The 24,775-nt window shown below is 72.4% G+C and carries 32 protein-coding genes and 1 pseudogene; 24 read left to right on the top strand and 9 right to left on the bottom strand.

Annotated features, from left to right (window positions below; translation table 11 throughout):
* From IEZ17_RS17100 to IEZ17_RS17080, 6 genes are all read left to right on the top strand, one after another.
* The coding region (locus IEZ17_RS17100) for a hypothetical protein (RefSeq protein WP_229852330.1) at positions 1–1,191 on the top strand (1,191 nt) is incomplete at its 5' end.
* Positions 1,192–1,416: 225 nt separating this feature from the next.
* A complete protein-coding gene (locus IEZ17_RS17095) occupies positions 1,417–2,118 on the top strand; it encodes an LmeA family phospholipid-binding protein (protein ID WP_189301010.1) in 702 nt (233 codons plus the stop codon).
* Between the two features lie 216 nt (positions 2,119–2,334).
* A complete protein-coding gene (locus IEZ17_RS44450) occupies positions 2,335–2,442 on the top strand; it encodes an Ms5788A family Cys-rich leader peptide (protein WP_351473977.1) in 108 nt (35 codons plus the stop codon).
* Between the two features lie 168 nt (positions 2,443–2,610).
* Positions 2,611–3,456, top strand: coding sequence for a sulfurtransferase (locus IEZ17_RS17090; RefSeq protein ID WP_189301008.1), 846 nt, complete (start codon positions 2,611–2,613; stop codon positions 3,454–3,456).
* 41 nt (positions 3,457–3,497) lie between these two features.
* Positions 3,498–3,785, top strand: a complete 288-nt coding sequence (locus IEZ17_RS17085; protein WP_016579053.1) for a DUF1416 domain-containing protein — start codon at positions 3,498–3,500, stop codon at positions 3,783–3,785.
* Between the two features lie 187 nt (positions 3,786–3,972).
* Positions 3,973–4,272, top strand: a complete 300-nt coding sequence (locus tag IEZ17_RS17080) for a DUF3099 domain-containing protein (protein ID WP_189301006.1) — start codon at positions 3,973–3,975, stop codon at positions 4,270–4,272.
* A gap of 33 nt (positions 4,273–4,305) precedes the next feature.
* Here the strand turns inward: IEZ17_RS17080 and IEZ17_RS17075 are convergent, their stop codons facing one another.
* On the bottom strand, positions 4,306–4,671 hold the full coding sequence (locus IEZ17_RS17075) for a DsrE family protein (RefSeq protein WP_189301004.1): 366 nt from the start codon (positions 4,669–4,671) through the stop codon (positions 4,306–4,308).
* Between the two features lie 309 nt (positions 4,672–4,980).
* Between IEZ17_RS17075 and IEZ17_RS17070 the strand changes: the two genes are divergently transcribed.
* The 6 genes from IEZ17_RS17070 (at position 4,981) to ygfZ (ending at position 10,258) form a co-directional block, all read left to right on the top strand.
* A complete protein-coding gene (locus IEZ17_RS17070) occupies positions 4,981–5,568 on the top strand; it encodes a heme-binding beta-barrel domain-containing protein (RefSeq protein ID WP_189301002.1) in 588 nt (195 codons plus the stop codon).
* Between the two features lie 257 nt (positions 5,569–5,825).
* Positions 5,826–6,869 (top strand): FecCD family ABC transporter permease, encoded by a 1,044-nt coding sequence (locus IEZ17_RS17065; RefSeq protein WP_189301000.1) that lies wholly within the window; start codon positions 5,826–5,828, stop codon positions 6,867–6,869.
* On the top strand, positions 6,869–7,714 hold the full coding sequence (locus tag IEZ17_RS17060; protein ID WP_189300998.1) for an ABC transporter ATP-binding protein: 846 nt from the start codon (positions 6,869–6,871) through the stop codon (positions 7,712–7,714). The genes IEZ17_RS17065 and IEZ17_RS17060 overlap by 1 nt, the downstream gene beginning before the upstream one ends.
* A gap of 8 nt (positions 7,715–7,722) precedes the next feature.
* Positions 7,723–8,742: an ABC transporter substrate-binding protein gene (locus tag IEZ17_RS17055; protein ID WP_189300996.1), complete on the top strand. Its 1,020-nt coding sequence runs from the start codon at positions 7,723–7,725 to the stop codon at positions 8,740–8,742.
* 21 nt (positions 8,743–8,763) lie between these two features.
* Positions 8,764–9,246, top strand: a complete 483-nt coding sequence (locus IEZ17_RS17050; protein WP_189300995.1) for a Fur family transcriptional regulator — start codon at positions 8,764–8,766, stop codon at positions 9,244–9,246.
* A gap of 31 nt (positions 9,247–9,277) precedes the next feature.
* The gene (gene ygfZ, locus IEZ17_RS17045; protein ID WP_189300993.1) at positions 9,278–10,258 is read left to right on the top strand and encodes a CAF17-like 4Fe-4S cluster assembly/insertion protein YgfZ; all 981 of its coding nucleotides are present in this window, start codon (positions 9,278–9,280) and stop codon (positions 10,256–10,258) included.
* A gap of 143 nt (positions 10,259–10,401) precedes the next feature.
* Here ygfZ and dtd read toward each other — a convergent pair whose 3' ends face one another.
* On the bottom strand, positions 10,402–10,827 hold the full coding sequence (gene dtd / locus IEZ17_RS17040) for a D-aminoacyl-tRNA deacylase (protein ID WP_189300991.1): 426 nt from the start codon (positions 10,825–10,827) through the stop codon (positions 10,402–10,404).
* A gap of 174 nt (positions 10,828–11,001) precedes the next feature.
* On the opposite strand from dtd, the gene IEZ17_RS17035 reads away from it, so the two are divergent.
* The 4 genes from IEZ17_RS17035 (at position 11,002) to IEZ17_RS17020 (ending at position 14,442) form a co-directional block, all read left to right on the top strand.
* Entirely contained in the window at positions 11,002–11,766 is a 765-nt protein-coding gene (locus IEZ17_RS17035) for an RsiG family protein (RefSeq protein WP_189300989.1), read from the top strand.
* Positions 11,767–11,814: 48 nt separating this feature from the next.
* Positions 11,815–12,882 (top strand): asparaginase, encoded by a 1,068-nt coding sequence (locus IEZ17_RS17030; protein ID WP_229852329.1) that lies wholly within the window; start codon positions 11,815–11,817, stop codon positions 12,880–12,882.
* A 443-nt stretch (positions 12,883–13,325) separates the two neighbouring features.
* Positions 13,326–13,757: an ankyrin repeat domain-containing protein gene (locus IEZ17_RS17025; RefSeq protein WP_189300988.1), complete on the top strand. Its 432-nt coding sequence runs from the start codon at positions 13,326–13,328 to the stop codon at positions 13,755–13,757.
* Positions 13,758–13,875: 118 nt separating this feature from the next.
* Positions 13,876–14,442, top strand: coding sequence for an NADPH-dependent FMN reductase (locus IEZ17_RS17020; protein ID WP_189300986.1), 567 nt, complete (start codon positions 13,876–13,878; stop codon positions 14,440–14,442).
* Here IEZ17_RS17020 and IEZ17_RS17015 read toward each other — a convergent pair.
* The gene (locus IEZ17_RS17015; protein WP_189300984.1) at positions 14,439–15,014 is read right to left on the bottom strand and encodes a TetR/AcrR family transcriptional regulator; all 576 of its coding nucleotides are present in this window, start codon (positions 15,012–15,014) and stop codon (positions 14,439–14,441) included. The genes IEZ17_RS17020 and IEZ17_RS17015 overlap by 4 nt on opposite strands.
* Positions 15,015–15,141: 127 nt before the next feature.
* On the opposite strand from IEZ17_RS17015, the gene IEZ17_RS17010 reads away from it, so the two are divergent.
* Complete coding sequence (locus tag IEZ17_RS17010) at positions 15,142–15,555, top strand: VOC family protein (protein WP_189300982.1); 414 nt, start codon at positions 15,142–15,144, stop codon at positions 15,553–15,555.
* A 244-nt stretch (positions 15,556–15,799) separates the two neighbouring features.
* Here IEZ17_RS17010 and IEZ17_RS17005 read toward each other — a convergent pair whose 3' ends face one another.
* Complete coding sequence (locus IEZ17_RS17005) at positions 15,800–16,216, bottom strand: VOC family protein (RefSeq protein ID WP_189300981.1); 417 nt, start codon at positions 16,214–16,216, stop codon at positions 15,800–15,802.
* Positions 16,217–16,482: 266 nt separating this feature from the next.
* Here IEZ17_RS17005 and IEZ17_RS17000 point away from each other — a divergent pair, with 266 nt between their 5' ends.
* Positions 16,483–17,064, top strand: a complete 582-nt coding sequence (locus tag IEZ17_RS17000; protein ID WP_189301254.1) for a TetR/AcrR family transcriptional regulator — start codon at positions 16,483–16,485, stop codon at positions 17,062–17,064.
* Entirely contained in the window at positions 17,064–17,438 is a 375-nt protein-coding gene (locus tag IEZ17_RS16995; RefSeq protein WP_189300979.1) for a VOC family protein, read from the top strand. Before IEZ17_RS17000 ends, IEZ17_RS16995 begins: the two co-directional genes overlap by 1 nt.
* A 175-nt stretch (positions 17,439–17,613) precedes the next feature.
* Here the strand turns inward: IEZ17_RS16995 and IEZ17_RS16990 are convergent, their stop codons facing one another.
* The 4 genes and pseudogenes from IEZ17_RS16990 to IEZ17_RS43855 form a co-directional block, all read right to left on the bottom strand.
* The gene (locus IEZ17_RS16990; RefSeq protein ID WP_189300978.1) at positions 17,614–18,600 is read right to left on the bottom strand and encodes an aldo/keto reductase; all 987 of its coding nucleotides are present in this window, start codon (positions 18,598–18,600) and stop codon (positions 17,614–17,616) included.
* 185 nt (positions 18,601–18,785) lie between these two features.
* The gene (locus IEZ17_RS16985) at positions 18,786–19,172 is read right to left on the bottom strand and encodes a winged helix-turn-helix domain-containing protein (protein WP_373299840.1); all 387 of its coding nucleotides are present in this window, start codon (positions 19,170–19,172) and stop codon (positions 18,786–18,788) included.
* Positions 19,173–19,311: 139 nt separating this feature from the next.
* Positions 19,312–19,668 (bottom strand): GrpB family protein, encoded by a 357-nt coding sequence (locus tag IEZ17_RS43860; protein ID WP_268249829.1) that lies wholly within the window; start codon positions 19,666–19,668, stop codon positions 19,312–19,314.
* A gap of 64 nt (positions 19,669–19,732) precedes the next feature.
* A pseudogene (locus tag IEZ17_RS43855) lies at positions 19,733–19,891 on the bottom strand (GrpB family protein); the annotation flags it as partial.
* A 219-nt stretch (positions 19,892–20,110) separates the two neighbouring features.
* On the opposite strand from IEZ17_RS43855, the gene IEZ17_RS16970 reads away from it, so the two are divergent.
* Positions 20,111–20,992: a putative protein N(5)-glutamine methyltransferase gene (locus tag IEZ17_RS16970; RefSeq protein WP_189300974.1), complete on the top strand. Its 882-nt coding sequence runs from the start codon at positions 20,111–20,113 to the stop codon at positions 20,990–20,992.
* Positions 20,993–21,024: 32 nt separating this feature from the next.
* Positions 21,025–21,867, top strand: a complete 843-nt coding sequence (locus IEZ17_RS16965) for a maleylpyruvate isomerase N-terminal domain-containing protein (RefSeq protein ID WP_189300972.1) — start codon at positions 21,025–21,027, stop codon at positions 21,865–21,867.
* A 147-nt stretch (positions 21,868–22,014) separates the two neighbouring features.
* On the opposite strand, the gene IEZ17_RS16960 is transcribed toward IEZ17_RS16965, so the two are convergent.
* Positions 22,015–22,380 carry a hypothetical protein gene (locus IEZ17_RS16960; protein ID WP_189300970.1) on the bottom strand — a complete coding sequence of 122 codons (366 nt, stop codon included), beginning with the start codon at positions 22,378–22,380 and terminating at the stop codon, positions 22,015–22,017.
* Between the two features lie 170 nt (positions 22,381–22,550).
* Between IEZ17_RS16960 and IEZ17_RS16955 the strand changes: the two genes are divergently transcribed.
* From IEZ17_RS16955 to IEZ17_RS16945, 3 genes are all read left to right on the top strand, one after another.
* On the top strand, positions 22,551–23,147 hold the full coding sequence (locus tag IEZ17_RS16955; protein WP_189300968.1) for a dihydrofolate reductase family protein: 597 nt from the start codon (positions 22,551–22,553) through the stop codon (positions 23,145–23,147).
* Positions 23,148–23,569: 422 nt separating this feature from the next.
* Complete coding sequence (locus IEZ17_RS16950; RefSeq protein WP_189300966.1) at positions 23,570–24,022, top strand: helix-turn-helix domain-containing protein; 453 nt, start codon at positions 23,570–23,572, stop codon at positions 24,020–24,022.
* A 33-nt stretch (positions 24,023–24,055) separates the two neighbouring features.
* A complete protein-coding gene (locus tag IEZ17_RS16945; protein WP_189300964.1) occupies positions 24,056–24,697 on the top strand; it encodes a hypothetical protein in 642 nt (213 codons plus the stop codon).
* Positions 24,698–24,775: the final 78 nt, after the last annotated feature.

Genomic DNA, 24,775 nt, shown 5'->3' with positions numbered 1-24,775 from the left:
CCCGACCACCACCCCTCAACGCCGCCGCTACACGGCGACACCTCCCGCTACGCTCCCCCGTCACCCGACCACCACCCCTCAACGCCGCCGCTACACGGCGACACCTCCCGCTACGCTCCCCCGCACCCGCACCCCGGGTACGACCCGCAGCGGGCCTACGGCGACCCGTACGGACAGCAGCCGTACGACGCCTATGTCCAGCAGCCGCCGCAGCATCAGCCGCAGCCGCCGCATCAGCCCTACGGATACGGCAGTCCCGACCCGTACGCGCAGCCGCACCCGGCCCCCTACGGGCAGGACGCCTACGCCGCGCAGGTCCCGGCCCAGCACCAGACCATGGCCACCGCCGGCATGACACCGGCCGGGCCCGCACCGGCCGCCACCACCGCCCCCCAGCCGGCGCGCGCCGCCAACGGGCCCGTCACCACCGCGCCGCTCAAGCCCAACCAGATCGCCCGCGCCGAGGGCCGCTCGCCGATCATCCCGCCGGGCATCCAGCCGGCCGCGCTGACCGCCGTGCTCGCGCTGCTGATCGCGGTGGCCGCGCCCCTCGCCCGCCCGGTCCTCTGCGTGCCGGTGGTGCTGCTCCAGGCCGTCACCGCCGCCGGCTGGTTCCGGCTGAACGGCATGTGGCCCGCCCGCCAGGGCATCGCGCTGGCCTTCCTCGGCGGCGTGACCACGGATGTCGCGCTGCTGGCGACGCCCCATGAGGACGCGCCGCTGGTGGCCCTCGGCACGCTCGGCGTGTGGTGCCTGCTGGTGCTCGTCCTCCAGCTGCGCAACCGCAGCAGCGCGGACGAGCGCATGTACGCGCTCACCGCGGGCCTGACCTCGTCCGCGCTCGCGGTGCTCGCCTCCGGCCAGCTGGCCGCCGATCCGAACGCGGTGGTGGTCGGCGCCGCCGCGGTCGCGCTGGCGACCCTCGCCCGCGCGGTGCCGCTGCCCTCCGTGGTGTCCCTCGTCATCGCCCTGCTGGCCGCGGCCGGCGCCGGCATCGCGGCCGGGCAGCTGACCGGGATGGGCCAGTCCGGCGCCGTGCTGGGCCTGGCGGCCGGCGGCTGCGCCCTGATCGGCCTCCGGGTGGCCAGCTACGACTACCCGTCCCGCTTCGTCCACATGACGGCCGGCGTCGCCCTGCCGCTGGCCCTCGCGGCACCCGCGGTGTACGTCCTGGGGCGCGCCCTGGGGTGACCCCGGGCCGTACGGCCGTCCCGTGGGACCCGTGCCCCGCGCACACCTCCGGCGGCCGTGCCGAGCGCACGATTCCGCGCTCGGCACGGCCGCCGCTCCCGTTCCCCCGACCGGGTCGTCTAGGGTTCCCCGAAGCGCGGGCTGGGGGCCGGCGCGTACTGGAGTGGACGAAACGGCCGGGCGCGACACCCGGCCCGGCTCTCATTGTCTGGGGGTAGTGGTTCGATGCGCGCACTCAAGGTGCTGCTGGTTCTCGTCGTCATATTCGGGGGGCTGTTCGTGGCCGCCGACCGCTTCGCGGTCAATTTCGCCGAGGGGAAGGCCGCGGACAAGCTCCGCTCCATGCAGGGGATCACCTCGACCCCCGACGTCTCCATCAAGGGCTTCCCGTTCCTGACCCAGGTCGCGGGCCGCAACCTCCAGGAGGTCGACGCCGACCTCGACCACCTCGCGGCCAAGTCCGAGGGGCGCACGCTGACCCTCAAGCACCTGTCGGCGAAGTTCTACGACGTCGCGCTGACCAGCGACTACTCCTCCATCGAGAGCGCGGGCTCGGCCACCGCCACCGCCGAGATCAGCTTCGCGGACCTGACCAACGCGGCGGGCGGCGGCGTCAAGATCAGCTACGGCGGCGAGAAGAACGGCCGCGCCCAGGTCAAGATCTCGCCCAACGTCCCGATCCTCAGCTCGCTGGACGTCACCGGCTCGATCGACATCATCCACGGCGACACCGTCCAGGTGCGAGCCGACGGCATCCCGGCGATGTGCCGGGCCATCCCCGGCTGCGAGCGCTCGGTCCGCGCGCAGACCGACCACGGCTGGAAGCTGGACCAGCTGCCCGGCAACCTGAAGCTGGAGAAGGTCACCACGACCGCACAGGGGATCACGGTCACCGCGTCCGGCAGCAACGTCAAGCTCACCGGCTGACCCACCCGTACGGGTGGCGGACCGCCCACCGGACCGTCACCCGTCCACACCCTGAGACACCCCGGTCCGCAGACCAGACCCCCCACCTGCACCGACGCCCCGCGCGGCGGCGCGAGCCCGCTCCGGGGCCGCACGCATCCCACATCGCGGACAATCTCATCTCGCCATTTGACACACCGGTGACATGCCCCGCTCTCCGTCCCTACGATCGGTGGCATGCAGAGCGCATTGAGCGGTCTCCGTCCACGGGGACAGGCGGTACTCACGAAGCGGCGGGCAGTCGACCTGTGCCGCGTCGCCGCCATGCTCTGTCGCCCTGCCTGACGGGCCGTCCGCTCCCGTCGCCGTCCGGCCGGCCCGCCCCCTGAGGCCGTCCCCCTCACGAGATCCCCCGCGCAGCGCCGCGTGCCCCTGGCCACGCCGCGCTCCCTCGGGAGTACCCGTGCGCACCCCTCAACCCCGCCCCCCGCAACTGCCCCGGAGGAGAAGAACATGAGCCGTAGCGACGTCCTCGTAGACGCCGACTGGGTCGAGGCCCACATCGACGACCCCAAGGTCGTCATCGTCGAGGTCGACGAGGACACCTCGGCCTACGAGAAGAACCACATCAAGAACGCCGTCCGGATCGACTGGAAGCAGGACCTCCAGGACCCGGTGCGCCGCGACTTCGTGGACCAGGCGGGCTTCGAGAAGCTGCTGTCCGAGAAGGGCATCGCCAACGACGACACCGTCATCCTCTACGGCGGCAACAACAACTGGTTCGCGTCCTACGCCTACTGGTACTTCAAGCTCTACGGCCACGGCAGCGTCAAGCTGCTCGACGGCGGTCGCAAGAAGTGGGAGCTGGACTCCCGCGACCTGGTCGACGGTGCGCAGGTGCCGCAGCGCCCCGCCACCGAGTACCAGGCCCAGGCCCAGGACACCTCGATCCGCGCCTTCCGTGACGACGTGGTCGCCGCGATCGGCAGCAAGAACCTGGTCGACGTCCGCTCGCCCGACGAGTTCAGCGGCAAGCTGCTCGCTCCCGCCCACCTCCCGCAGGAGCAGTCGCAGCGCCCCGGCCACGTGCCCAGCGCCCGCAACATCCCGTGGTCGAAGAACGCCAACGACGACGGCACGTTCAAGTCCGACGAGGAGCTGAAGGCCCTCTACGAGGAGGAGTCCGTCGACCTCGCGAAGGACACCATCGCCTACTGCCGTATCGGTGAGCGTTCCGCGCTCACCTGGTTCGTGCTGCACGAGCTGCTCGGCCAGAGCAACGTCAAGAACTACGACGGCTCCTGGACCGAGTACGGCTCGCTGGTCGGCGTCCCGATCGAGCTCGGCGCCAACAAGTAACCCAGAGAGCTTTCTCCCTCACCCCTCAAGGAAGTACCCCTATGTGTGGAGCACAGGCCGGCGGCCCCGACGCCTCGACCATCAAGCCCGGTGAGACCACGATCCAGGGCAGCGTGACCCGCGACGGCGAGCCCGTCACCGGTTACGTCCGACTCCTGGACAGCACCGGCGAGTTCACCGCAGAGGTTCCCACCTCGGCGACCGGACAGTTCCGCTTCTACGCGGCCGAGGGCACCTGGACCGTGCGGGCGCTCGTCCCGGGCGGCACCGCGGACCGTACGGTCGTCGCCCAGAAGGGCGGACTGGCGGAGGTCGCCATCGCCGTCTGACGGCACACGACTGCGGATCCGGTGCACGGATCCGCAGGGCCGGAGGGCCGCACCCCAGGGGTTTGGACGCCTTGGCTGGGGGTGCGGCCCTCCGCGCCGTTCCGGGACCGGTTCCCGGGCGGCTTCGGGGGCCTCCCGGGGGCTTCCCGGGCTTCTTTCCGGCCCGCCGCGGACTTACCGTGGACGTATGCACGCGCATGCGCACCGCCCGCTGACCGCACCGCAGCGCCGCCACCGCAGGTACTTCGTCCTGATGGGTGTCTGCCTGGTGCTGTTCGTGCTGGCCTGGAGCGTGGTGCGGCTGTGGTCGGTGCCGGCTGCGGTGGCCATGTGCCTGGTCGCCATGGTCATCCCGCCCGTCGCCGCGGTCATCGGCAACCGCCGGGAGCCCGGCGAGCGCTGGTGGGACGAGTGCGGCGACCCGGAGTCCGACCGCTGGTGGCGCGAGCTGGACGACCGGGACGACCAGCAGCGCCGGCAGCAGTAGGCGCAGCGGCGCAGGACGCCGGGCCGGACGCGCTCAGTAGACCAGCGCCTGCACGCCCTCCGGCATGATCTCGCTGACGAAGACCTGGGCGCCCGAGATCCCCGCCCCGTCGATCAGGTCCTTCTGCTCGATGCCGCGCCGGGCCGCGCACTGCGTGCAGACGGTGATCGCCCCACCGCCCGCCCGGATCCCGTCGATCAGCTCCGGCAGCGGCGCGGCGTGCGGCAGCTCGAACTCCGCCGCCTTGCCCGGCAGCGCGAACCACACCGACTCCCCGGTCAGCCACAGCGACACCTCGACACCGCTGGCCACCGCCACCGCCGCCACCGTGAACGCCTGCGAGCACCGCTCGGGCGCATCCGCACCCGCCGTCACCTTGATCACGAGCTTCTTCGCCATGGGGAAAGACTAGAGCCGGGCCGCTTGCCCGGCCGCACCGCGGCGCGGTGGACCTCACAGCGCCGGCCCCACAAGCGCCGACTAGACTCACAGGCGGTCCGTAATACGTCACTCCGCCCAAGGAGCGCGCTCGTGCTTGAGGCAGTCTTCACCACCCTGCTCGTCCTGGTCGCCGTCGGCGTGATCGCGTTCGCCGGCCTGACCTGGAAGAAGCTGTACCAGGGCCAGCGCTGACCGACCGGCCGTCCCGCCCTTCATGGGAGCGCCGCCGCGCGCTCCTGCCGATCCTCTACTAGATCGCCTGAGCTCATGATCGAGATCCCGTCCGACCTGAACCCGTCCCTCGTACCGCTGGCCTTCCTCCTCGGCCGCTGGGAGGGCGCGGGCGTCTCCGACTTCCCCGGCGCCGAGAAGTGCAACTTCGGCCAGGAGGTCATCTTCACCCACGACGGCCGCGACTTCCTCGAATACACCTCGCACAGCTGGGTGCTCGACAGTGAGGGCAAGAAGGTCCGCCCGCTGGAGACCGAGAGCGGCTACTGGCGCATCGACGCGGACCGCAAGGTCGAGGTCGTGATGATCCGCGACCAGGGCGTGGCCGAGATCTGGTACGGCGAGCTCGCCGACAAGAAGCCGCAGATCGACCTGGCCACCGACGCCGTCGCGCGCACCGCCGTCGCCGGGCCGTACAGCGGCGGCAAGCGGCTCTACGGCTACGTCAACAGCGACCTGATGTGGGTCGGCGAGAAGACCACCCCGGACGTGCCCCTGCGCCCGTACATGTCCGCGCACCTCAAGAAGGTCACCGACCTCAAGGAGTGGGCCGAGAGCCTGCCCGCCGACATGCCGGACGGGGTCTCGTTCTTCCGCCCCGACGGCACGCCCTACGAGGGCTGACCGGCACCACCAGCCAGGGCCCGACCCATCGGGCGGGCCCTGGACGCGCCCCGCGGGGGAAGTCCGGTGAGAATCCGGCGCTGACCCGCAACGGTAAGCGGAAGCCCCTTCCGTAAGCCCGATCGCCCGCGGCGGCGCAGGATCCTGACAACTCGCCGTGGACTGCGAGGGGACGCCGCCCTGCCCCGCGCTCCGGGCCGCCGCTCCTTCCCGTACGGGCCTCCGTACGCACGGCCCGAGCCGAAGGCGTGCGCCCCTTGGCACCCCCCACCCGTACCACCCCCCTGGTGGCCGCCCTCGTCGTCGTCCTCCTCGGCTCCGTCCTGTGCGGCGTCGGCCTCGGCGCCGCCGGCGTGGGCTGGCCGCAGGTGCTGCGCTATCTGGGCGCCGGACTGACCGGCGGCACCATCCGGGCCGACGAGGTCGCCGCGTACACCATCGTCTGGGAACTGCGCTTCCCCCGCGCCGTGCTCGCCGCGGTCGTCGGCGCCGGCCTCGCCGCCATCGGCGTCGCCGTCCAGGCGCTGGTCCGCAACGCGCTCGCCGACCCCTTCGTCCTCGGCATCTCCTCCGGCGCGGCGGTCGGCGCCAATGCCGTCCTGCTCTTCGGGGCGCTGGCCGCCCTCGGCGTCTGGGCGCTGTCCGTGTCGGCCTTCGCCTCCGCGCTCATCGCCATGGCCCTGGTCTACGCCGCCGCCCGTACGGCCCACGGGCTGACCCCGTTGCGGCTGGTGCTCACCGGCACCGCGATGTACTACGGCTTCTCCGCGATCACCACGCTGATGGTGTTCACCGCCGACCGCGGCGAGGCGGCCCGCTCGGCGATGATGTGGCTGCTCGGCAGCCTGAGCGGCGCCGGCTGGGGCTCGGTGCCGATCGCCGCCGTCGCGGTCACCGCGGCACTGGCCCACCTCTCGCTCTCCGCGGGCCGGCTGAACGCGCTGGCCATGGGCGACGAGACCGCCGCCGCCCTGGGCGTGGACGCCGGGCGGCTGCGCCGCGAACTGTTCGTGGTGGCCGCCGCGGTCACCGGCGCGGTGGTCGCGGTCAGCGGCGCGATCGGCTTCGTCGGGCTGATGGTGCCGCATGTGACCCGGATGCTGGTCGGCGCCGACCACCGCCGGGTGCTGGCCGTCGCCCCGCTGCTCGGCGCGGTGCTGCTGGTGTGGGTCGATCTGCTCTCGCGGGTCCTGCTGGCGCCCGTGGAACTGCCGGTCGGGGTCATCACCGCCGTCATCGGCGTGCCCTGCTTCGTGCTGCTGATGCGGCGGCGCGGCTACACCTTCGGAGGCGGCGCCTGATGCGGATCGACATCACGGACCTGTCGGTGGAGGTGGCCGGGCGGCGCCTGGTCCACGACATCACCCTCAGCGCCGGCAGCGGCCGGCTCATCGGACTCGTCGGCCCCAACGGCAGTGGGAAGTCAACCCTGTTGCGCTGTGTCTACCGGGCCCTGCGCCCGGCGGCCGGGACCGTACGGCTGGACGGCGGCGATCTGCACGCCATGACCGCCCGCGAGGGCGCCCGGCTGCTGGCCGCGCTCCCCCAAGAGGCGGGCACCGACTTCGACTTCACCGCCGCCGAGGTCGTCGCGATGGGGCGGCTGCCGCACCAGCGCGGCTCGGGCCGGGCGAGCGCCGCGGACACCGAGGTCTGCGAGCGCGCGCTGTCCCGGGTCGGCGCGGCCCACCTGGCCGGCCGCGGCTTCCTCGGCCTCTCCGGCGGCGAGAAGCAGCGCGTGCTCATCGCCCGCGCGCTCGCCCAGGAACCGCAGGTGCTCGTCCTCGACGAACCCACCAACCACCTCGACATCGCCCAGCAGTTGGAGGTCCTGGCACTCATCCGCGACGGGCGCACGCCCCCGGCCACCGCTGCGGGGGCCCCGACCCGGCCGGAGTCCGGGGGACGGCCGACCGTGCTGACCGCGCTGCACGACCTCAATCTGGCCGCCGTGCACTGCGACGAGCTCTACGTCATCGCCGACGGCCGGATCGCCGCCTCCGGACCGCCGCACGACGTCCTCACGCCGGAGCTGCTGGCCGGCGTATTCGGCGTCCGCGCGCACCGCGTACGCCATCCCGAATCGGGCGCCCTCCAGCTGCTGTTCGACCGCCTGGACACTCCCCCGTCCCCGCCCCCGTCATGAGGAGCGTCATGCCTGTCCGCCGCCCCGCCGCCCTGCTCGCCGTCCTCGCCCTCGCGCTCACCGGCTGCGGCGCGCACGTGGCCCCCGACACCGACACCGCCGCTCACCGCCCCTCGGACCGCCACCCCGTCGCGATCACCAACTGCGGTACGCGGACGACCTATTCCCGCCCGCCCCGCCGGGTCGTCACCAACGACGTCGGCATCACCGAGATCATGTTCGCGCTCGGCCTGGAGGACCGGATGGCCGGCTACGTCATGCCCGACGACAAGGGCGATCTCGCCGCCGTCCCGTGGAAGGCCGCGTACGACAAGGTCCCGTGGCTGTCCAAGAAGGCCATCACCAAGGAGATAGCCCTCGACGCCAGGGCCGACCTGGTCTTCGCCGGCTGGAACTACGGCTTCGGCGAGGACAACGGCCTCACCCCCGCCGCCCTCAAGAAGCTCGGCATCGACAGCTATGTGCTGACCGAGTCCTGCCGCAAGGGCCCCGGCGGGGGCGCCCGCGGGGTGATGCCGCCCCTGGAGGCGCTCTACACCGACCTGGCGGCGCTCGGAAAGCTCTTCCACGTGGAGGACCGCGCCGACGCCCTGATCGCGCGCTACAAGGCCCAGGTCGCCGAGGCCGCCGCGAAGGCCCCCGCCCCCGCCGACCGCCCCTCCGTCTTCCTCTACGACGACGGCCGCGACAAACCGCTGACCTCGGGCAAGTACGCCGGACCGCACGACATCATCACCAAGGCCGGCGGCGACCACGTCATGAAGGACCTCAACGACTCCTGGACCACCGTCGGCTGGGAGACCGTCGTCGCCCGCGACCCCGACGTCATCGTCATCAACAACTACGGCGACACCTCCGCCGCCCGGAAGAAGGCGTTCCTGGAGTCCTACGCCCCGCTCGCGAACGTCTCCGCGATCAAGCACCACCGGATCTACGTCATGGACTACGCCGACCTCGTCGAGAGCCCCCGCAACCCCACCGCCATCAGCAACCTCGCCCGCTATCTGCGGGGCGTGCACACGGGCTGACCGCCCTCCTACACTGGCCGTGTGGTGACCACCGACTGGCAGAGCGACCTCCGCAGGCGCGGATACCGCCTGACCCCGCAGCGGCAACTCGTGCTGGAAGCGGTGGACAGACTGGAGCACGCCACCCCCGACGACATCCTCAACGAGGTGCGCAAGACCGCGGGCGGCATCAACATCTCCACCGTCTACCGCACCCTGGAGCTGCTGGAGGAGCTGGACCTGGTCAGCCACGCCCACCTCGGGCACGGCGCACCGACGTACCACCTCGCCGACCGGCACCACCACATCCACCTGGTGTGCCGCGACTGCACCGACGTCATCGAGGCCGACCTCTCGGTCGCCGAGCCGTTCGCCGCCGCGCTCCGCAAGCAGTTCGGCTTCGAGACGGACATGAAGCACTTCGCGATCTTCGGCCGGTGCAAGGGCTGCGCGGCCAAGGCCGCCCAGGCCGCCCAGAGCACCGGGCCCACCCAGGGCGCCGAGCCCGCCAAGGGCGCCAGCTAGCGCCCGCGCCCCCTGGTCGTAGGCTGGCCCCATGCTGCGACATTCATCCGCCAGCCCCCTGCTGTCGCTGCCCGGCGCCGTCCCCGCCGAGGCCCCCGACGAAGGCGTCGCCGCGCACTACGGCGACCTCTTCCGGGAGCAACGTGCGCTCGCCGACGGCTCCGGCTTCGTGGACCTCTCGCACCGCGGTGTGATCACCGTCTCCGGCCCCGAGCGGCTGAGCTGGCTGCACCTGCTGCTCACCCAGCACGTCAGCGACCTGCCGCCCGGCCAGGCCACCGAGGCGCTGATCCTCTCCGCGCACGGCCACATCGAGCACGCGCTCTACCTGGTCGACGACGGCGAGACGACCTGGATGCACACCGAACCCGGCAACCAGGAGGCGCTGCTCGCCTACCTGGACAGCATGAAGTTCTTCTACCGCGTCGATATCGCCGACCGCACCGACGAGATCGCCGTGGTGCACCTGCCGGCCGGCTCCATCACCGACGCCCCCGAAGGCACCGTCGTCCGCGAAGCCCCGTACGGCCGCGACCTCTTCCTGCCCCGCGAGCAGCTGGAGCCGTTCGCCGCCGCCAACGGCCCGGCGATCGGCATCCTGGCCATGGAGGCGCTGCGCGTCGAGGCCCACCGCCCGCGGCTCGGCCTGGAGACCGACCACCGCACCATCCCGCACGAACTGGGCTGGATCGGCGTCGCCGTGCACCTCCAGAAGGGCTGCTACCGCGGCCAGGAGACCGTCGCCCGCGTCCAAAACCTCGGCAAGCCGCCGCGCCGGCTGGTCTTCCTCCACCTGGACGGCAGCGAGGTCCATCTCCCGCCGCACGGCACGCCGGTACGGCTGGCCGCGGACGGCGAGGAGGGCCGCCAGCTCGGCTTCGTCACCACCTCGGCCCGCCACCACGAACTCGGCCCGATCGCGCTGGCGCTGGTCAAGCGCAACGTACCGACCGACGCCCGGCTGATGGCGGGCGACACCGCGGCGGCCCAGGAGGTCGTCGTCGAGCCGTAGCCGCGGGCGCGCGGGGGCGGGTCCGGCGCTCGGGCGGGTCCGGGGCTCGGGGCGGAGCCGGGGAGCGGAGACACGAGCCCCGGCGGCCCCGCCGGGAGTCGTACGGGCGGCTCGCGGCCGGGCCCCGGACCTCCAACAGCGCCCTAGACCTCCAACAGCACTGTGAACGGACCGTCGTTGGTCAGCGACACCTTCATGTCCGCGCCGAACCGCCCGGTCGCCACCTGCGCCCCGAGCGCCCGCAGCTGCGCCACCACCTCGTCGACCAGTGGTTCGGCGACCGGCCCCGGCGCGGCGGCGTTCCAGGTGGGACGACGGCCCTTGCGGGCGTCACCGTAGAGAGTGAACTGGCTGATCACCAGCAGCGGCGCCCCATTGTCCGAACAGGACTTCTCCCCCTGGAGAATCCGCACCGACCACAGCTTCCGGGCGAGCTGCGCGGCCTTCTCCGGGGTGTCGTCATGAGTGACCCCCACCAGCACGCACAGCCCTTCTCCGACGATCTCCCCGACCGTCTCGCCCGCCACCACGACGCGCGCGCCATCCACTCTCTGCACCACAGCTCGCATACCCGCCATCATGCCGGGCGGCCCCGGGCCTTCGGGACAGGTACCTCCACAAGGGCCGTTCGGGTGCCATGGCCCTGCACATGGACCTCGCAGAGTGGCACGATGCGTGCACGCGGTGCGTTTCACGGACAACATGCCCTGGATGCGGCACCGGACGAGGGGACGGAACGATTCATGAGCACCATCGGCGCCGGACAGAGCCCCGGCCCCGTACCACCCGCCCGTACGACTCCCGGCGGCGCCACGCCATCCTCCGGACGTGCGGCGCCCGGCGACCCCACCCCGCCGTCCGGCCGTACGAGACCGACCGCCCCGGAGACCCCGGCCGCCCCGACCACCACCACGCCCCCGGCGCCGGCTCGCGGCGAGCCCGCCCGCACCAAGGATGACCCCATGCTCCAGGCAGGCCGGTCGAAGACCCCCCGCCCTCCGCAGCAGCGCGACCGCTTCCGCCCGTCCGAGACCCCTGAGCTGTCCGGCCTGGGGCTGCCCGAGCTCCGCGTCGTGCGCCGCGACTCCCAGCAGGAGGAGGCCGACCTCAGCTATCTGCGGCGGCTGCTCCAGGGCCGGATCGACATCCTCCGGGCCGAGATCGCCCGCCGTACGGCGCCGCACTCGCCGGTCCTGGACCGGCTTCCGGAGATCCTCACGGACGTCCCGTCGCGGCAGCGCTCGTCCGCCCGGCATGTGACGCTCGGCACGCCGCACAGCGAGGAGTACCGACGGCTGGCGGACGAGATGCTCGGCGAGGTCGAGCTGTCGGACCTCACGGCCCGTACGGACGACGAGCTGCACGACGCGATGGCGCGGCTGATCCGCTACGAGCGGCAGATCTCGCAGCGCCGTCAGTCGTTGCAGCGGACAACGGACGAGTGCAGTGCCGAAATCGCCCGCAGGTACCGTGAAGGTGAAGCGCAAGTCGACGACCTGCTGTCCTGACCGGGCCAGAAGCCTCCGGGGCACGGTCATGTCCCCGGAAGGCAGCCGATGACCTCGTCCTCGCCCACCCCGATACCCGAGCCGTCGTCGGGGGTGCCGACGGTGCCGTCGGCGGCTTCCGTGCCGTCGGCGGCGTCCGTGCCGACCGTGCCGTCGGTGCCGGCCGTGTCGCCGGTGTCGTCTCCGGTCCTCGCCGAGGTGTTCCGCTCCGGCTTCGTCGAGGGACGCCACCGCGGCTCGCTGGTGGTGCTGGCGGCCGACGGCAGCGTGGACTGGGCCCTCGGCGATGTCACCGCGCCCGTCTTCCCGCGCTCCACGAACAAGCCCATGCAGGCCGCGGCCATCCTGCGCGCGGGCCTCGACCTCTCCGGCGAGCGGCTCGCGCTGGCCGCCGCCAGCCACTCCGGTGAAACGTTCCACCTCGATCTCGTGCGCACCATGCTCGCCGAGTACGACCTCACCGCCGAGCACCTCCAGACGCCGCCGGACCTGCCCCTGGATCCGGAGGAGGCGGAGCACTACCTCGCGGCGGGCAACGTCCGCGACCGGCTCACGATGAACTGCTCCGGGAAGCACACCGCGATGCTCGCCGCGTGCGCGCTGAACGGCTGGCCGCTGGAGACGTACCTAGAGCAGGGGCATCCGCTCCAGCAGCTGATCCTCGACGTCGTGCGCACCGCCGGTGGCGAGGATGTCGCGCACATCGGCACCGATGGCTGCGGGGCGCCCCTGATGTCGCTGTCGCTCACCGGTCTGGCGCGGGCGTTCCGGTACTTCGTGTGTGCGGAGCCGGGGACGCCGGAGCGCCGGGTCGCCGATGCGATGCGCGCTCATCCCGAGTACGTCGCGGGGACGCGCCGGCCGGACACCTGGCTGATGCAGGCGCTGCCGGGCACCCTCTCCAAGATGGGCGCCGAGGCCGTGCAGGCGCTGGCCCTGCCTGATGGGCGGGCGCTCGCGTTCAAGATCGACGATGGTGCGACGCGCACGCTGGGGCCGGTTCTGGCCCGCGTCCTGCGCCACATGGGGATCGACGACCCGGTGCTGTCACGCATCGAGGACGTGCCGCTCCACGGTGGGGGCGTGCGTGTGGGGGAGATACGCGCGGCGTTCTGAGGTTCGCCTCGCCGGGGTTGCCCGTCTCTGCCGCTGAGGTGTGCGTTTTACGCCGCCTGCGGTGGGGCGGGCCGCTGTGCGGTTCCGTCCGGTGGGTGGGGGCGGGAGGGCTGCACCGGAGTACTCCCCCAGCCTTCGGCCGGGTGGGGGTCCCCCAGCGGCAGCTGGGGGACCCCCACGGCGCGGGCGCATCTGATCCGTGGATGAGGACCACCCCGGCGTCCGCTCCAGGTCCTGCGGGCGCACTCCGGTACATCCCTCCGGCCCTGCGCCGTCGCCGACCGCCGGCCGGTGGCTCCGACCGACGGTGCTGCCGGTCCGGGGCCCGGTGGCCGGTCCGTACGCCGCAAACGGCGTTGCGTCCCCGCTGCCGCAGCCGGGGTGACCTGCATAAAGTGGCGATGACACAGCGCACCATCCACCACAGCAGGAGGCCGGCGACCATGAGCGACGCGAATACCGAGCCGCAGGGGCCCGAGGCGATCGAGCACGCGCATGACCCCGAGGTACTGCAACTCGCGGCCAAGGTGTTCGACCTGGCGCGGCACGGTGACACCGATACCGTCGCCGCGTATGTGGACGCGGGCGTGCCCGCCAACCTGACGAACGACAAGGGCGACTCCCTTGTGATGCTCGCCGCGTACCACGGCCACCCCGACACCGTGGAGGCGCTGTTGCGGCGCGGCGGCGATGCCGACCGGGCCAACGACCGGGGGCAGACCCCCATCGCCGGCGCGGTGTTCAAGGGGGAGGACGAGGTCGTCAGGGTCCTCCTGGCGCACGGTGCGGACCCGGCGGCCGGTACGCCGTCGGCGATCGAGACGGCCCGGATGTTCCAGAAGACGGAGTTGCTGAAGCTGTTCGGGGCGGAGTGAGGGCGGGGCGGGGGTGCCGTATCCCCACCCCTTGACCTCAAGTTTGATTGGGGTTTTAGCGTCTGGGTGTGACGCGGCGACAGCGCCGCGCAAGTCCATCCACGACGAAGGGCCCTGCATGTCCCCGCTCCGCTACACCCTCGCCGTCATCGTCAGCAGCACCCGGGAGGGGCGGTTCGCCCCGGTCGTCGCGAACTGGTTCACCCGACACGCTTCGACCCACCCGGAGATCGACCTCGACGTCATCGACCTGGACGTCATCCGCCCGTACGAACTCCGGCCCGGCAGCGAGGAGTTCGAGTCCTTCGCCAAGCGCGTCGAGCAGGCGGACGCCTACGTCGTGATCACCCCGGAGTACAACCACTCCTTCCCGGCCCCGCTCAAGCACGCCATCGACCTGCTGTACGCGCAGTGGCGGGCCAAGCCGGTCGGCTTCGTGTCGTACGGCGGGATCTCCGGCGGCCTCCGCGCGGTCGAGCAACTGCGTCTGGTTTTCGCCGAGTTGCATGCCACGACGGTTCGCGAGACGGTCAGTTTCGCGCTCACCGGCAAGCCCTTCGACGAGGCGGGGCAGCTGCGCGACCCGGGCCCCGCAACCGAGGCCGCCGACGCCCTGCTCCGCCAGCTGACCTGGTGGGCCGTGGCCCTGAGGGAGGCCCGTACGGTGCGCCCGTACGCCGCCTAGTCGGGTTTGACCGTTCGGTCGACCAGCGCCGCGATCAGCCCGTCGGTCTCCTCCTCCGGCACCACGCCGGGCAGCGTGAGCTGCTCCAGCATCAGTCCGGTCATCGCGAGATAGATCAGCACCACGGCCGTACGGTCGCCGGGCAGTCCGCCCTCCAGGTGGAAGCGGATGTCGTCGTCCAGCGTCTCGCGGATGACCTGGGTCAGCGCCGTCCGCAGCTCCGGCCGCCGGGTCGCCTCCAGCCGCAGTTCCAGCATCGCCAGGTATCCGGTGCGGTTCTCGGCGACCCGGCGATTGATCCAGCGCATCAACTCGGCCACCAGCGCCCGGGTCGGCGGCGCCTGCATCACGGCGGTCACCTCGGCCGGATCGGGCGCGATGCGCTGGTGGATCTGCCCGGTGACCTGGGCCAGCAGATCGTCCCTGCCGGTGAAGTAGTTGGAGGCGGTGCCCGCCGGCACCGCCGCTTCCGCGTCGACGGCGCGGAAGGTCAGCCCGCGCACGCCGTCCCGTGCCAGCACCTCGATCGCGGCGTCCACCAACGCCGTACGCCGTTCCGGGTTTCGCACCATGCCGTCGGACCTCCTCTTTTCCCTTCCGGAAACCTTGCCCCATCAAGGATTTGCAACCACTACAGGTAGAGTACTACAAATGGAGTGGTTGCCGCGTCGTGCGGCACTCATAACGGAGGGGACCCCCATGCGCTTCGCCAAACTCGGCACCGCCCTGCTCACCGACGACGTCGCCGCCAGCGTCCGCTTCTACGTCGATCACTTCGGCTTCGAGCCGCTGGCCGACCTCGGCTGGTACGCCAGCCTTCAGTACCCCCAACACCCCGACTTCCACCTGGACTTCACGGTGCGCGGCCACGAGGCCATGCCCGAGCGCTTCCGCGCGCAGGAGACCGGCGGCGTGCTCCTCGGCTTCCTGGTGGCGGACGCCGCCGCGGAGGAGGCCGCGCTGCGCGCCAAGGGCGTCCCCATCGCCGAACCGCTGCGGGACGAACCCTGGGGTCAGCGCCGCTTCAACGTGTGGGCCCCGGAAGGAACCCTGATCGAGGTGCTCCAGACCATCGACCCCGACCCGGAATGGATGGCCGCCCAGGGCCTGTGACCGCGGACATCCATTCCGCGGCCGTCCCGCTTCACACAAGGGGCCGCCGTGCACCTCGGCGCGATCGTATGAGCGCACGCAACGGCCCGTACGCCTGCGGCAGGCTGGACGTGTCCTGCTGCCGCCGTGGGCGCTGGACGGGTGTCCGCGAGGGGCCCCGGCCCCTCCGGACACCGAGGGCCGCGCCCACATGGCCCACCTGGAGGCCCCCGTCCGCAGCGCCCCCCTGAGGGGGCCTGACCGCTCAGCCGCCCCCTTCGGCGGGCCGCTGCTGCACCGCCCAGCCGTTTCCGTCCGGGTCGCGGAAGTAGACGAACGAATTCCACGCCCCGCCGGGCCCGTCGACCATCGCCCCGTTCTCCACATGCCGTACGGGCCCGACCGCCACCCCGCGCGCGAGCAACTCGCCGCGGGCCGCGGCCACATCGGGCACCACCAGCTGAACGCCCTGCACCGAGCCGGGGCTCCCGCCGGCCACGCCGCTGCCGGCCCCCAGGACGATCGAGCACCCGGAACCGGGCGGTGTCAGCTGCACGATGCGCACGCCGTCGCCGAGCGAGATGTCGTGGTCGACGGCGAACCCCACCTGCTCGCTGTAGAAGCGCTTGGCCCGTTCCACATCGCTCACCGGAATCGGCACCAGCTCAAGTTTCCAGTCCATGGTGTGCCGCCCTCCCCTCGGATCGGGGGCTCGCAGATGGTGAGACCGGCGGCCGGCGATCAGGGGGCAGTGGGTGGCGGCCGGCGGTCTTGTCGCACGGCAAAGAGTTTAGGGATGTCCCCGTGCCCACGCCTGTTGCGCAGAACGCTTGACGGAGTGAGCGCTCACTCCGTACCGTGGAGTGCATGACATCATCCACAGCTCCTCAGGAGTCCCCTGCGCCCCGACGCCGTGCCCCCGGCATGAACGTCGAGCAGCGCCGGGCCATGATCGTCGCGGCGACGCTGCCCCTCGTCGCGGAGTTCGGTGCAGCCGTCACCACCAGCCAGATCGCCCGCGCCGCCGGTATCGGCGAGGCGACCATCTTCCGCGCGTTCAAGGACAAGGACGAGGTGTTGGACGCCTGCGTGGCAGAGGCCGTCGGCACGGAACACGTGCTGCGCGAGCTGGCCTCCATCCCCCTCGACGAGCCGCTGGACGTCCGGCTCACCGAAGCCGCCGAGGCACTCTGCGCCCACATGGAGCGGATGGGCGCCGTCGTCGGCAGTCTCTACGCCTCCGGGCACCGGCGTGGCCGCGACCGGACGCCCGACGCCGGGCCCGGTGAACGCCCCCCGCAGGACAGCCGGGCGCAGTCCCTCGCCGCGCTGCGCGACGCCGTGGCCGAGCTGATCGAGCCCGACCGGGACGCGCTGCGCCTGAGCCCCGAGCGCGTCGCCTCCGCGTTCCTGGGCCTGCTCTTCACCCGCATGACCACACCGGTGAGCGAGGCCGACGCTCCGCTCACCCCCCAGGAACTCCTCTCCGTACTCCTGCACGGCACCCTGAAGAGCCCCGGGAGCAACTGATGGCCGTCACCCTGAACCACACCATCGTCCCGGCCACCGACCACCGCGCGGCGGCCCGCTTCCTCGCCTCGGTCATGGGCCTCCCGGAGCTGCCGCCGGCCGGCCGCAACGGCCACTTCGCCCCGGTCCGGGTGAACGACACCCTCACCCTCGACTTCATGGCCGTCCCGGACCCCGAAGGGCACCACCTGGCCTTCGACGTCGACCCGGAAACCTTCGATGGGATCCTGGCCCGCCTCCGGTCCGCGGGCATCCCCTACGGCAACGACCCCGCCCACCCGGACAACCACCGCATCGACCACCCCCTGTGTCCCCGCGGCCTGTTCTTCGTCGACGCCGACCGCAATCTCTATGAAGTGATGTCCCCGGCCTGAGGGCGGGAGGGGCCGGCGCCCCGGGCCGAGGCGCCGGGGCCCCGGCCTCGGGGCTGATGCCCCCGGCCACGGGATCTGCTTCTGCGGCCCGAGAGACGACGTGCGGCGGCCCATGGGGCGAGGCACATGCCTCTCGGGCCGCCGCCCGTACGTACCGCTCACGCCTCCCGATGCGTCACCGGCCGACGAACGACAGGTTCCCCTCGTCGTAGCGCGTGCCGGCTACCCGGCCGATCGGGGCCGCGGCGTCGATGGCGCCGAGCTCGTCGGCGGACAGCGTCACCTCCAGCGCGGCCAGGTTCTCCTCCAGGTACTTCTGGCGGCGGGTGCCCGGAATCGGCACGACGTCGTCGCCCCGGTGCTGCACCCAGGCCAGCGCCAACTGCCCGGCGGTGACGCCCTTTTCGGCGGCGAGCTCGTTGAGCTTCTCCACGATGGCGAGGTTCTGCTCCAGATTGCCGTCGGCGAAGCGCGGCTGGGTGCGGCGCACGTCGGTCTCCGCCAGGCCCTCGACAGAGGTGTATCGCCCCGTCAGGAAACCGCGGCCGAGCGGCGAGAACGGCACCAGGCCGACGCCGAGTTCGCGGCACACCGGCGCGATCTCCCGCTCCAGATCCCGGGTCCACAGCGACCACTCGCTCTGCAACGCGGCGATCGGATGCACCGCGTGCGCCCGCCGGATGGTCTCCGCACCCGCCTCGGAGAGTCCGAGGTGCCGCACCTTGCCCGCCTCGACCAGTTCGGCCATCGCCCCGACGGTCTCCTCGATCGGAACGTCGGGGTCGACGCGGTGCTGGTAGTAGAGGTCGATGTGGTCGACGCCGAGCCGGCGCAGCGACGCGTCGCACGCCTCGCGTACGTAGGCGGCGTCGCCACGGATCCGGGTCGGCTCACCGAGCCGGTTGGCGAAGCCGAACTTGGTCGCCAGCACGACCTCGTCCCGCCGCCCGGCGATGGCCCGGCCGATCAGTTCCTCGTTGTGCCCGGCCCCGTAGAAGTCGGAGGTGTCCAGCAGGCTGACACCGAGGTCGAGCGCACGGTGGATGGTCGCGATCGACTGGTCGTCGTCCGAGGACCCGTACCCGTGGCTCATCCCCATGCACCCGAGTCCCTGGGCGGAAACCGCCAGTTCACCAAGGTGACGCGTGGAAATCTCCGACATGCTGCTACCTCCTGGTACGTGCTGCGCATGCGGTGGCGAGGGCCACGGCGACAGCGGCTGTGGTGTGGTGTGTGTGGCGTGGCTGCGGGGACTTCCGCATTCCGTTGCAGACGGTATGAGTTGGAGAGCGCTCAAAGTCAACATCGCTCCGGAACCGCCGCCCCGGCCGCCGCCACCCGCCGCCGTCAGCCGCCGCCGGCTATCGCGCGCAGCGCCTGGCAGTGCGCCGCGAACGCGGTCCGGCCGTGTTCCGTGAGGGAGAGCCAGGTGCGCGGGCGCTTGCCCACATACCCCTTGGTGACCGCTATGTAGCCGGCCTTCTCCAGAGTCGCCACCTGCCGCGACAGGACCGAGTCGCTCACCTCGACCGTGTCGCGGACGAACGCGAACTCGGCTTTGCCGGCAGCCGCCAGGGTCGCCACGATGGAGAAGCGCACCGGGGCGTGGATGACCTCGTCGAGCCCATGGCGCGGATGGCTGCCCGCGCTTCCCGCACTTCCCGCGCGCGGGGCCGCCCCGCCCGGCGCCGCGGACTCCGGCGGCGGGGTGGTCGCACTGTGCGGATCCGTCACCGTCGAGCCTCCAGATAACCGCCTATCAGGCCGGGAAGCGCAACCAGCACCGCCCCCGACACCCACCAGACCGCGGCACCCTGAAACCAGATCATGCCGGGCACCAGCACCGCCACATAGAGCAGCCCCCATGCGGCGATCATCGCACCGTGCCGCCGCCCGAACTCCAGCCGGGCGACGGGCTGCCGCGCCGCGTAGACCGAGAGCCCGGCGATGGCGGCGCACCAGATCCCGCCGCCGACCGCGGCTCCGTACGGGTGACGGCGAGCCGCCGCTTGAATGCGCCCGAGGCGTCCCGGGCCGCCGCATCGGCCCGCAGACAGTCGCGGAACAGCAGCGCATAACGGGAGTTGGGGCCACCGTGCTCCCGTAGGCGGACATTGCAGGTACGGGCTCCGGCAGGCGGTGCGAAGACGAGCTTGGCGCAGCGGCGGCCGGAAGGGGTTCCCGTGCCGTTCCAGGGCTCGGGACGGCACCGGAAGCCGATCGCGGCCATCAACGGCATCCCGCGCCGTGTCCAGGGACCGCATCCGCACCTGGACGTCGATACAGTCCTTGGCCGGCAATCCGGGGACCGACGTCGACCCCACATGGTCGACCGCCACGGCCTGATCCCCCAGCGCCGCCCGCAGCCTCGCTGCCAGCAGCTCGAACTCCTCGGGCCACGTGGGGCGGTACGCCGAGATCGTGACCGTGTGCCGCTCATCGGCGAAGGGCATACAGGGACACTACCCAGGTCAGGTACTGTTGCCCCGGCCACTGGCACAGCCATGCACCAGTACCCGCAGGCCATCAGCGCACCACCCAAGGAGGTGAGACCGATTCCCCGCCAGACCAGGCAGGTGCTCCCGTCTCATGTCCGTGCGTCGCCCCGATTCAGGTGACCGACCGACAGACGTGACCCGGGAAGCGCCCATCGGCGTCCCGAAAGGTTCCCCATGTCGTCATACCCGTCATCACCCCCGTCACCACCCCTGGCTTCTCCGTCGCTTCGCTCGGCCGGGCCTTCCCGCTCCGCCGTCATCACCGCGCTCCGCACCGCCGGCTGTGTCTTCGCCGAGGACGAGGCCGAACTGCTGATCTCCACCGCGGCGACGCCGGCCGATCTCGCCGCCATGGTGGCGAGGCGGGCGGCCGGGCAGCCCCTGGAACACGTCCTCGGATGGGCCGAGTTCGCGGGGCTGCGGGTCTCCGTGGGCCCCGGGGTCTTCGTACCGCGGCGGCGCACCGAGTTCCTGCTCGGCCAGGCCGTCGACCTGGGCCGCCGGGCCGCCGGGCGGACCGGCGGCGGCACGGTGGCCGTCGACCTGTGCTGCGGCTCCGGCGCGGTGGGCGCCGCGCTGGCCGCGGCGGTGGACGGGGTCGAGCTGTACGCCGCCGACATCGAGCCGGCGGCGGTGCGCTGCGCCCGCCGGAACGTCACCGCGGCCGGCGGCGAGGTCTACGAGGGCGACCTCTTCGCTCCGCTCCCCGCCCGCCTCCGGGGCCGTATCGACGTCCTGGTGGCCAACGTGCCGTACGTCCCCACCGAAGAAGTCGGGCTGCTGCCCCCGGAGGCGCGCGAGTACGAGCCGCTGGTGGCGCTCGACGGCGGCGCGGACGGGCTCGATGTGCTGCGGCGGGTGACCGCGGTGGCGCCGGAGTGGCTGGCGCCCGGCGGCCATCTGCTGGTCGAGACGAGCGAACTCCAGGCACCGCAGGCCGTCGAGACCTTCGCCCGTAACGGCCTGACCCCCCGGGTGGCCACCTGCGACGAGCTCTACGCCACGGTCGTCATCGGCACCCGGCCGGACGGGCCGGAGGCGGCGAAAACCCGATGAGCCTTGTCAGTGGCGCGTTTTACGGTGGGTGCATGGCTTCGCTGAGCTTTGACCGGCACTGTGCCGAAATCACCGCGCAGACCGCGCTGTTGAGGTCCCATGTCGACGGCGCGGACTTCGCGGCGCCCGTCCCCACCTGCCCCGGCTGGACGCTGCGCGAGCTGATACGGCATATCGGCGGCGCCCACCGCTGGGTGGAGCAGATCGTCCGGACCCGGGCGACGTCCCCCGTCTCCGAGGAGCGCGTCAACGACGTCTCCGGTGCCCCGGACGAGGATCCGGCCGCGCTCTGCGCCTGGCTCACCGAGGGCGCCGAGCAGCTGGCGGACACCTTGCGCAGCGCCGGTCCCGACGCCGAGGTGTGGACCGTCGCCCCGGGTGGGACGCCGGTGTTCTGGGCGCGCCGGATGGCCCATGAGACGGTGGTCCACCGCGCGGACGCGACGTTCGCGACGGCCCCGGGCTCCGGCCCGCACTCCCGCATCGGGCGGTTCACGGTCGCCGACGACCTCGCCGTCGACGGTCTCGACGAGTGGATGTCCTTCGGCTCACTGCCGGTGACACTGGCATCAGGGCCCGGGATACGGGAGTTCATGGGGCGTGGTCGCACCCTCCGCTTCCAGGCCACCGGCACCGCCCCCGAGGCCGCGGCGGACTGGCTGGTCGGCCTCGGGGAGGACGCGCTCACCTGGCAGCGCCCGGCGGACGCCGCCGGGCCCGCCACCGTCACGGTCCGCGGCCCGCTGTCCGGCCTCCTCCTGCTCGTCTACGGCCGGCTTCCCTCCCAGGGCGACGGCAGCGGTATCGAGGTCCTCGGTGATACGCGTCTGCTGGACGCCTGGCGGGAGACCACCGGCTTCTGGCTCAGGGAGTGAAGGGCGGGAAGTGAGCGGCGGGAAGTGAGCTGCGGTATGTGAGCTGCGGGGGGGCGGCAGGCGGTAGGGCGTGAGCGGTAGGCGGTAGGGCGTAGGCAGTAGGGCGTAGGCGGTACGCGGTGGGGGCAACGCCCTTCGCGCACCGGCTCAGTTGCGGCCGTCCTCGACGATCGCGTCGAACAGCGGCCAGCCGTCGAGCTCCGTCTCGCCGGGGGCCGTCGGCAGCCGGCCGCGCGATCGCGCCTCGTCGAGGAGGCGGCGTACGGTGCCCGGCTCGTGCAGGTTGAGCACCCGGCACCGCTCGTCCATGACCGCCCCGGAGTGCAGCAGCCCATCGGGCACCCACCGTCCCGGGCCGGCCCGGAAGACGATGCGGAGCGCCGCCCGGGTGCCGTCGCGGCGCAGCGAGAGGACCTCGCGGCAGGGCGTCCGCTCGTCGTGCCGGTGGCGCACCGACCACAGCCAGCGCTCCTCGCCGACGACCAGCCGCCGGAGCCGGTGATCCTTTCTCATCCGCCCCACGGTAGGGCGGGGCGGCGGCGCACGCGCGGCGCTACGCGGGCACCGGCGGGCGCGTGTGCGCCACATCACGCTCGCGGGTTCCCTCGGGCGCGATGATTTCCGTGCGGCGTGGCAGTCTCCCTTGCCGTCACCCCGAAGCGAAAACCGGAGGAGCGAGTCCCATGCGCATCGTGATCAGCGAGTTCATCAGCCTGGACGGCGTCGTGCAGGCGCCGGGCGGCCCCGAGGAGGACACCGACGGCGGCTTCGCCCACGGCGGCTGGTCGCACCCGTTCTTCGACCCCGAGGTGGTGGGCGGCGCCTTCGCCGACGCGCTGACCAAGGCCGAGGCGCTGCTCTTCGGGCGCCGTACGTGGCAGACGATGGCTGCGGCGTGGCCCGAGCGGGCCGGCGACCCGTTCGCCGACCGGATGAACTCCATCCCGAAGTACGTCGTGTCCGACACGCTGAGCGAAGACGAGCTGACGTGGGACCACACCACCCGCATCCCCGGCGACGAGGCGGTGGCCCGTATCCGGGAGCTGCACGGGGCCGAGGGCGGCGACCTGCTGGTCATGGGGAGCCCCACCCTCGTCCGCACCCTGCTGCGCGAGGGACTGGTCGACGAACTCCGGCTCGTGATCATGCCGGTGCTGCTCGGCGGCGGAAAGACGATCTTCCCCGACGACGGTGTGCAGCGCCCGCTGGAGCTGGTCTCCACGGTCAGCAGCAGCACCGGCGTCCACGTGTGCACGTACCGGCCGTCCGCGAAGGGGTAAGGCCGGGCGTGCCGGCGGAAGGACGGAGCGAGGGGCGGCGGAGGCCCGGCGGGCCCACCCTCAGCGGGGCACCGACGCGCCTCGCCCCCAGGCCCGAGGGCGACCTGGACCTGCCGGCGGGCCGGTTCGCCGATCCGGAGTTCGCGGCGCCATCCGGAGTTCGCGGCGCCATCCGGAGTTCGCGGCGCACTGGGGCGGCGTCCCGGTGTCGCGTGCGGAAGTGGCCGCGAAGGACGCGGGGCGGCGCCGCCCGGAGGTCGCGCCGCTCCTCGTACTGGCCGAGGGCGTGCCCGTGGGGTACGCGCAGTACTGGCGGGGCGACGCGGACGGCGGCGGCCTCGGCCACGGGCGGGCTCCGCAGGTGGGCACACTCCAGCTAGCGCTTGCTTGCAAAAGTTAGCACCAGCGGGCACCATCGAGACATGGCATCACTCAATGTCGGCAATCTCGGCGAGTTTCTGCGGGAGCAGCGGCGCACGGCGCAGCTGAGCCTGCGGCAGCTGGCCGATGCCGCGGGGGTGTCGAACCCGTATCTCAGCCAGATCGAGCGCGGCTTGCGCAAGCCGAGCGCGGAGATCTTGCAGCAGCTGGCCAAGGCGCTGCGGATATCCGCGGAGACGCTGTACGTCCAGGCCGGGATCCTCGATGAGCGGCACGGTCTGGACGGGGTCGAGGTGCAGACCGCGATACTCACCGACCCGTCGCTGAACGAGCGGCAGAAGCAGGTGCTGCTCCAGATCTACGAGTCCTTCCGCAAGGAGAACGGGCTCGGCAGCGGCGGCACGGACGACAGCGACGCGAGCGGCCAAGAGGACGGCTCCGGCGCGACACACCCCCATGAGGCAGAGGCCGACGGCGGCCCGCACGCCACCTGAGCAACCGCATTCGTTTCCAGGAGGAACCACGTCATGGCCATCTCCACCGATGACCTCCGCAAGGCCCTGACCGACGCGACCCCGCTGTACGCGCTGGCCGGCACCGCCGATCTCGCCGCCGAGAAGCTCGGCGAGGTGCCGCAGCTGGTCGAGCGGATCCGGGCCGAGGCGCCCAAGCGCTTCGAGTCCGTACGCAGCACCGACCCCAAGGACGTCCAGGCGCTGGTCGCCAAGCAGGCGAAGGAGGCCCAGGACAAGCTCGCCGAGCTGCTGGGCTCGCTGGACGGCGATCTGAAGAAGTTCCGCGACCAGGCCCAGGAGCTGGCGCTGCGCGGCGTCGGCCGGGCCGCCGAGGTCGCCGTGCAGGCCCGCGAGACGTACGACGAGCTGGCCGAGCGCGGCCGGGGCGCCGTGCAGACCTGGCGCGGCGGGGCCGCCGAGCAGGTCGAGGAGCTGGCGGTGGCGATCGAGCCGGAGCAGGCGGACAACCGCGACGCGAAGAACGGCTCGGAGGCCACCGCCCGTCCGAGGACCGTGCCCGCCAACGGGACCCGTACCGAGGCCAAGGCCACCGCGTCGACGCAGCCCAAGCCCGGTGGGGGCAAGAAGCCCACCGCACAGCGCAAGCCGGCGTCGGGCCCGGCGCGGAAGAGCACCCCGCCGTCCTCGAAGTGAGCCACCGCACAGCGCAGCACGGCAGCAACGGCAGCAGCCGGCCGCCCGCGGGCGGCTGGAGTGGTCAGCCGCCCGCGG

Source organism: Streptomyces albospinus (assembly GCF_014648695.1).
Classification (GTDB): Bacteria; Actinomycetota; Actinomycetes; order Streptomycetales; family Streptomycetaceae; genus Streptomyces; species Streptomyces albospinus.
Note: the sequence above shows the minus strand (reverse complement) of the source record. Positions and strands in the feature narration are given on the sequence as shown.

Excerpts from the sequence above, each read along its gene's own strand:
- IEZ17_RS17095 (WP_189301010.1), top strand. The coding sequence starts at position 1,417 with ATGCGCGCACTCAAGGTGCTGCTGGTTCTCGTCGTCATATTCGGGGGG.
- IEZ17_RS44450 (WP_351473977.1), top strand. The coding sequence starts at position 2,335 with ATGCAGAGCGCATTGAGCGGTCTCCGTCCACGGGGACAGGCGGTACTC.
- IEZ17_RS17090 (WP_189301008.1), top strand. The coding sequence starts at position 2,611 with ATGAGCCGTAGCGACGTCCTCGTAGACGCCGACTGGGTCGAGGCCCAC.
- IEZ17_RS17085 (WP_016579053.1), top strand. The coding sequence starts at position 3,498 with ATGTGTGGAGCACAGGCCGGCGGCCCCGACGCCTCGACCATCAAGCCC.
- IEZ17_RS17080 (WP_189301006.1), top strand. The coding sequence starts at position 3,973 with ATGCACGCGCATGCGCACCGCCCGCTGACCGCACCGCAGCGCCGCCAC.
- IEZ17_RS17075 (WP_189301004.1), bottom strand. The coding sequence starts at position 4,671 with ATGGCGAAGAAGCTCGTGATCAAGGTGACGGCGGGTGCGGATGCGCCC.
- IEZ17_RS17070 (WP_189301002.1), top strand. The coding sequence starts at position 4,981 with ATGATCGAGATCCCGTCCGACCTGAACCCGTCCCTCGTACCGCTGGCC.
- IEZ17_RS17060 (WP_189300998.1), top strand. The coding sequence starts at position 6,869 with ATGCGGATCGACATCACGGACCTGTCGGTGGAGGTGGCCGGGCGGCGC.
- IEZ17_RS17055 (WP_189300996.1), top strand. The coding sequence starts at position 7,723 with ATGCCTGTCCGCCGCCCCGCCGCCCTGCTCGCCGTCCTCGCCCTCGCG.
- ygfZ (WP_189300993.1), top strand. The coding sequence starts at position 9,278 with ATGCTGCGACATTCATCCGCCAGCCCCCTGCTGTCGCTGCCCGGCGCC.
- dtd (WP_189300991.1), bottom strand. The coding sequence starts at position 10,827 with ATGCGAGCTGTGGTGCAGAGAGTGGATGGCGCGCGCGTCGTGGTGGCG.
- IEZ17_RS17035 (WP_189300989.1), top strand. The coding sequence starts at position 11,002 with ATGAGCACCATCGGCGCCGGACAGAGCCCCGGCCCCGTACCACCCGCC.
- IEZ17_RS17030 (WP_229852329.1), top strand. The coding sequence starts at position 11,815 with ATGACCTCGTCCTCGCCCACCCCGATACCCGAGCCGTCGTCGGGGGTG.
- IEZ17_RS17025 (WP_189300988.1), top strand. The coding sequence starts at position 13,326 with ATGAGCGACGCGAATACCGAGCCGCAGGGGCCCGAGGCGATCGAGCAC.
- IEZ17_RS17020 (WP_189300986.1), top strand. The coding sequence starts at position 13,876 with ATGTCCCCGCTCCGCTACACCCTCGCCGTCATCGTCAGCAGCACCCGG.
- IEZ17_RS17015 (WP_189300984.1), bottom strand. The coding sequence starts at position 15,014 with ATGGTGCGAAACCCGGAACGGCGTACGGCGTTGGTGGACGCCGCGATC.
- IEZ17_RS17010 (WP_189300982.1), top strand. The coding sequence starts at position 15,142 with ATGCGCTTCGCCAAACTCGGCACCGCCCTGCTCACCGACGACGTCGCC.
- IEZ17_RS17005 (WP_189300981.1), bottom strand. The coding sequence starts at position 16,216 with ATGGACTGGAAACTTGAGCTGGTGCCGATTCCGGTGAGCGATGTGGAA.
- IEZ17_RS17000 (WP_189301254.1), top strand. The coding sequence starts at position 16,483 with ATGATCGTCGCGGCGACGCTGCCCCTCGTCGCGGAGTTCGGTGCAGCC.
- IEZ17_RS16995 (WP_189300979.1), top strand. The coding sequence starts at position 17,064 with ATGGCCGTCACCCTGAACCACACCATCGTCCCGGCCACCGACCACCGC.
- IEZ17_RS16990 (WP_189300978.1), bottom strand. The coding sequence starts at position 18,600 with ATGTCGGAGATTTCCACGCGTCACCTTGGTGAACTGGCGGTTTCCGCC.
- IEZ17_RS43860 (WP_268249829.1), bottom strand. The coding sequence starts at position 19,668 with ATGGCCGCGATCGGCTTCCGGTGCCGTCCCGAGCCCTGGAACGGCACG.
- IEZ17_RS16970 (WP_189300974.1), top strand. The coding sequence starts at position 20,111 with ATGTCGTCATACCCGTCATCACCCCCGTCACCACCCCTGGCTTCTCCG.
- IEZ17_RS16965 (WP_189300972.1), top strand. The coding sequence starts at position 21,025 with ATGGCTTCGCTGAGCTTTGACCGGCACTGTGCCGAAATCACCGCGCAG.
- IEZ17_RS16960 (WP_189300970.1), bottom strand. The coding sequence starts at position 22,380 with ATGAGAAAGGATCACCGGCTCCGGCGGCTGGTCGTCGGCGAGGAGCGC.
- IEZ17_RS16955 (WP_189300968.1), top strand. The coding sequence starts at position 22,551 with ATGCGCATCGTGATCAGCGAGTTCATCAGCCTGGACGGCGTCGTGCAG.
- IEZ17_RS16950 (WP_189300966.1), top strand. The coding sequence starts at position 23,570 with ATGGCATCACTCAATGTCGGCAATCTCGGCGAGTTTCTGCGGGAGCAG.
- IEZ17_RS16945 (WP_189300964.1), top strand. The coding sequence starts at position 24,056 with ATGGCCATCTCCACCGATGACCTCCGCAAGGCCCTGACCGACGCGACC.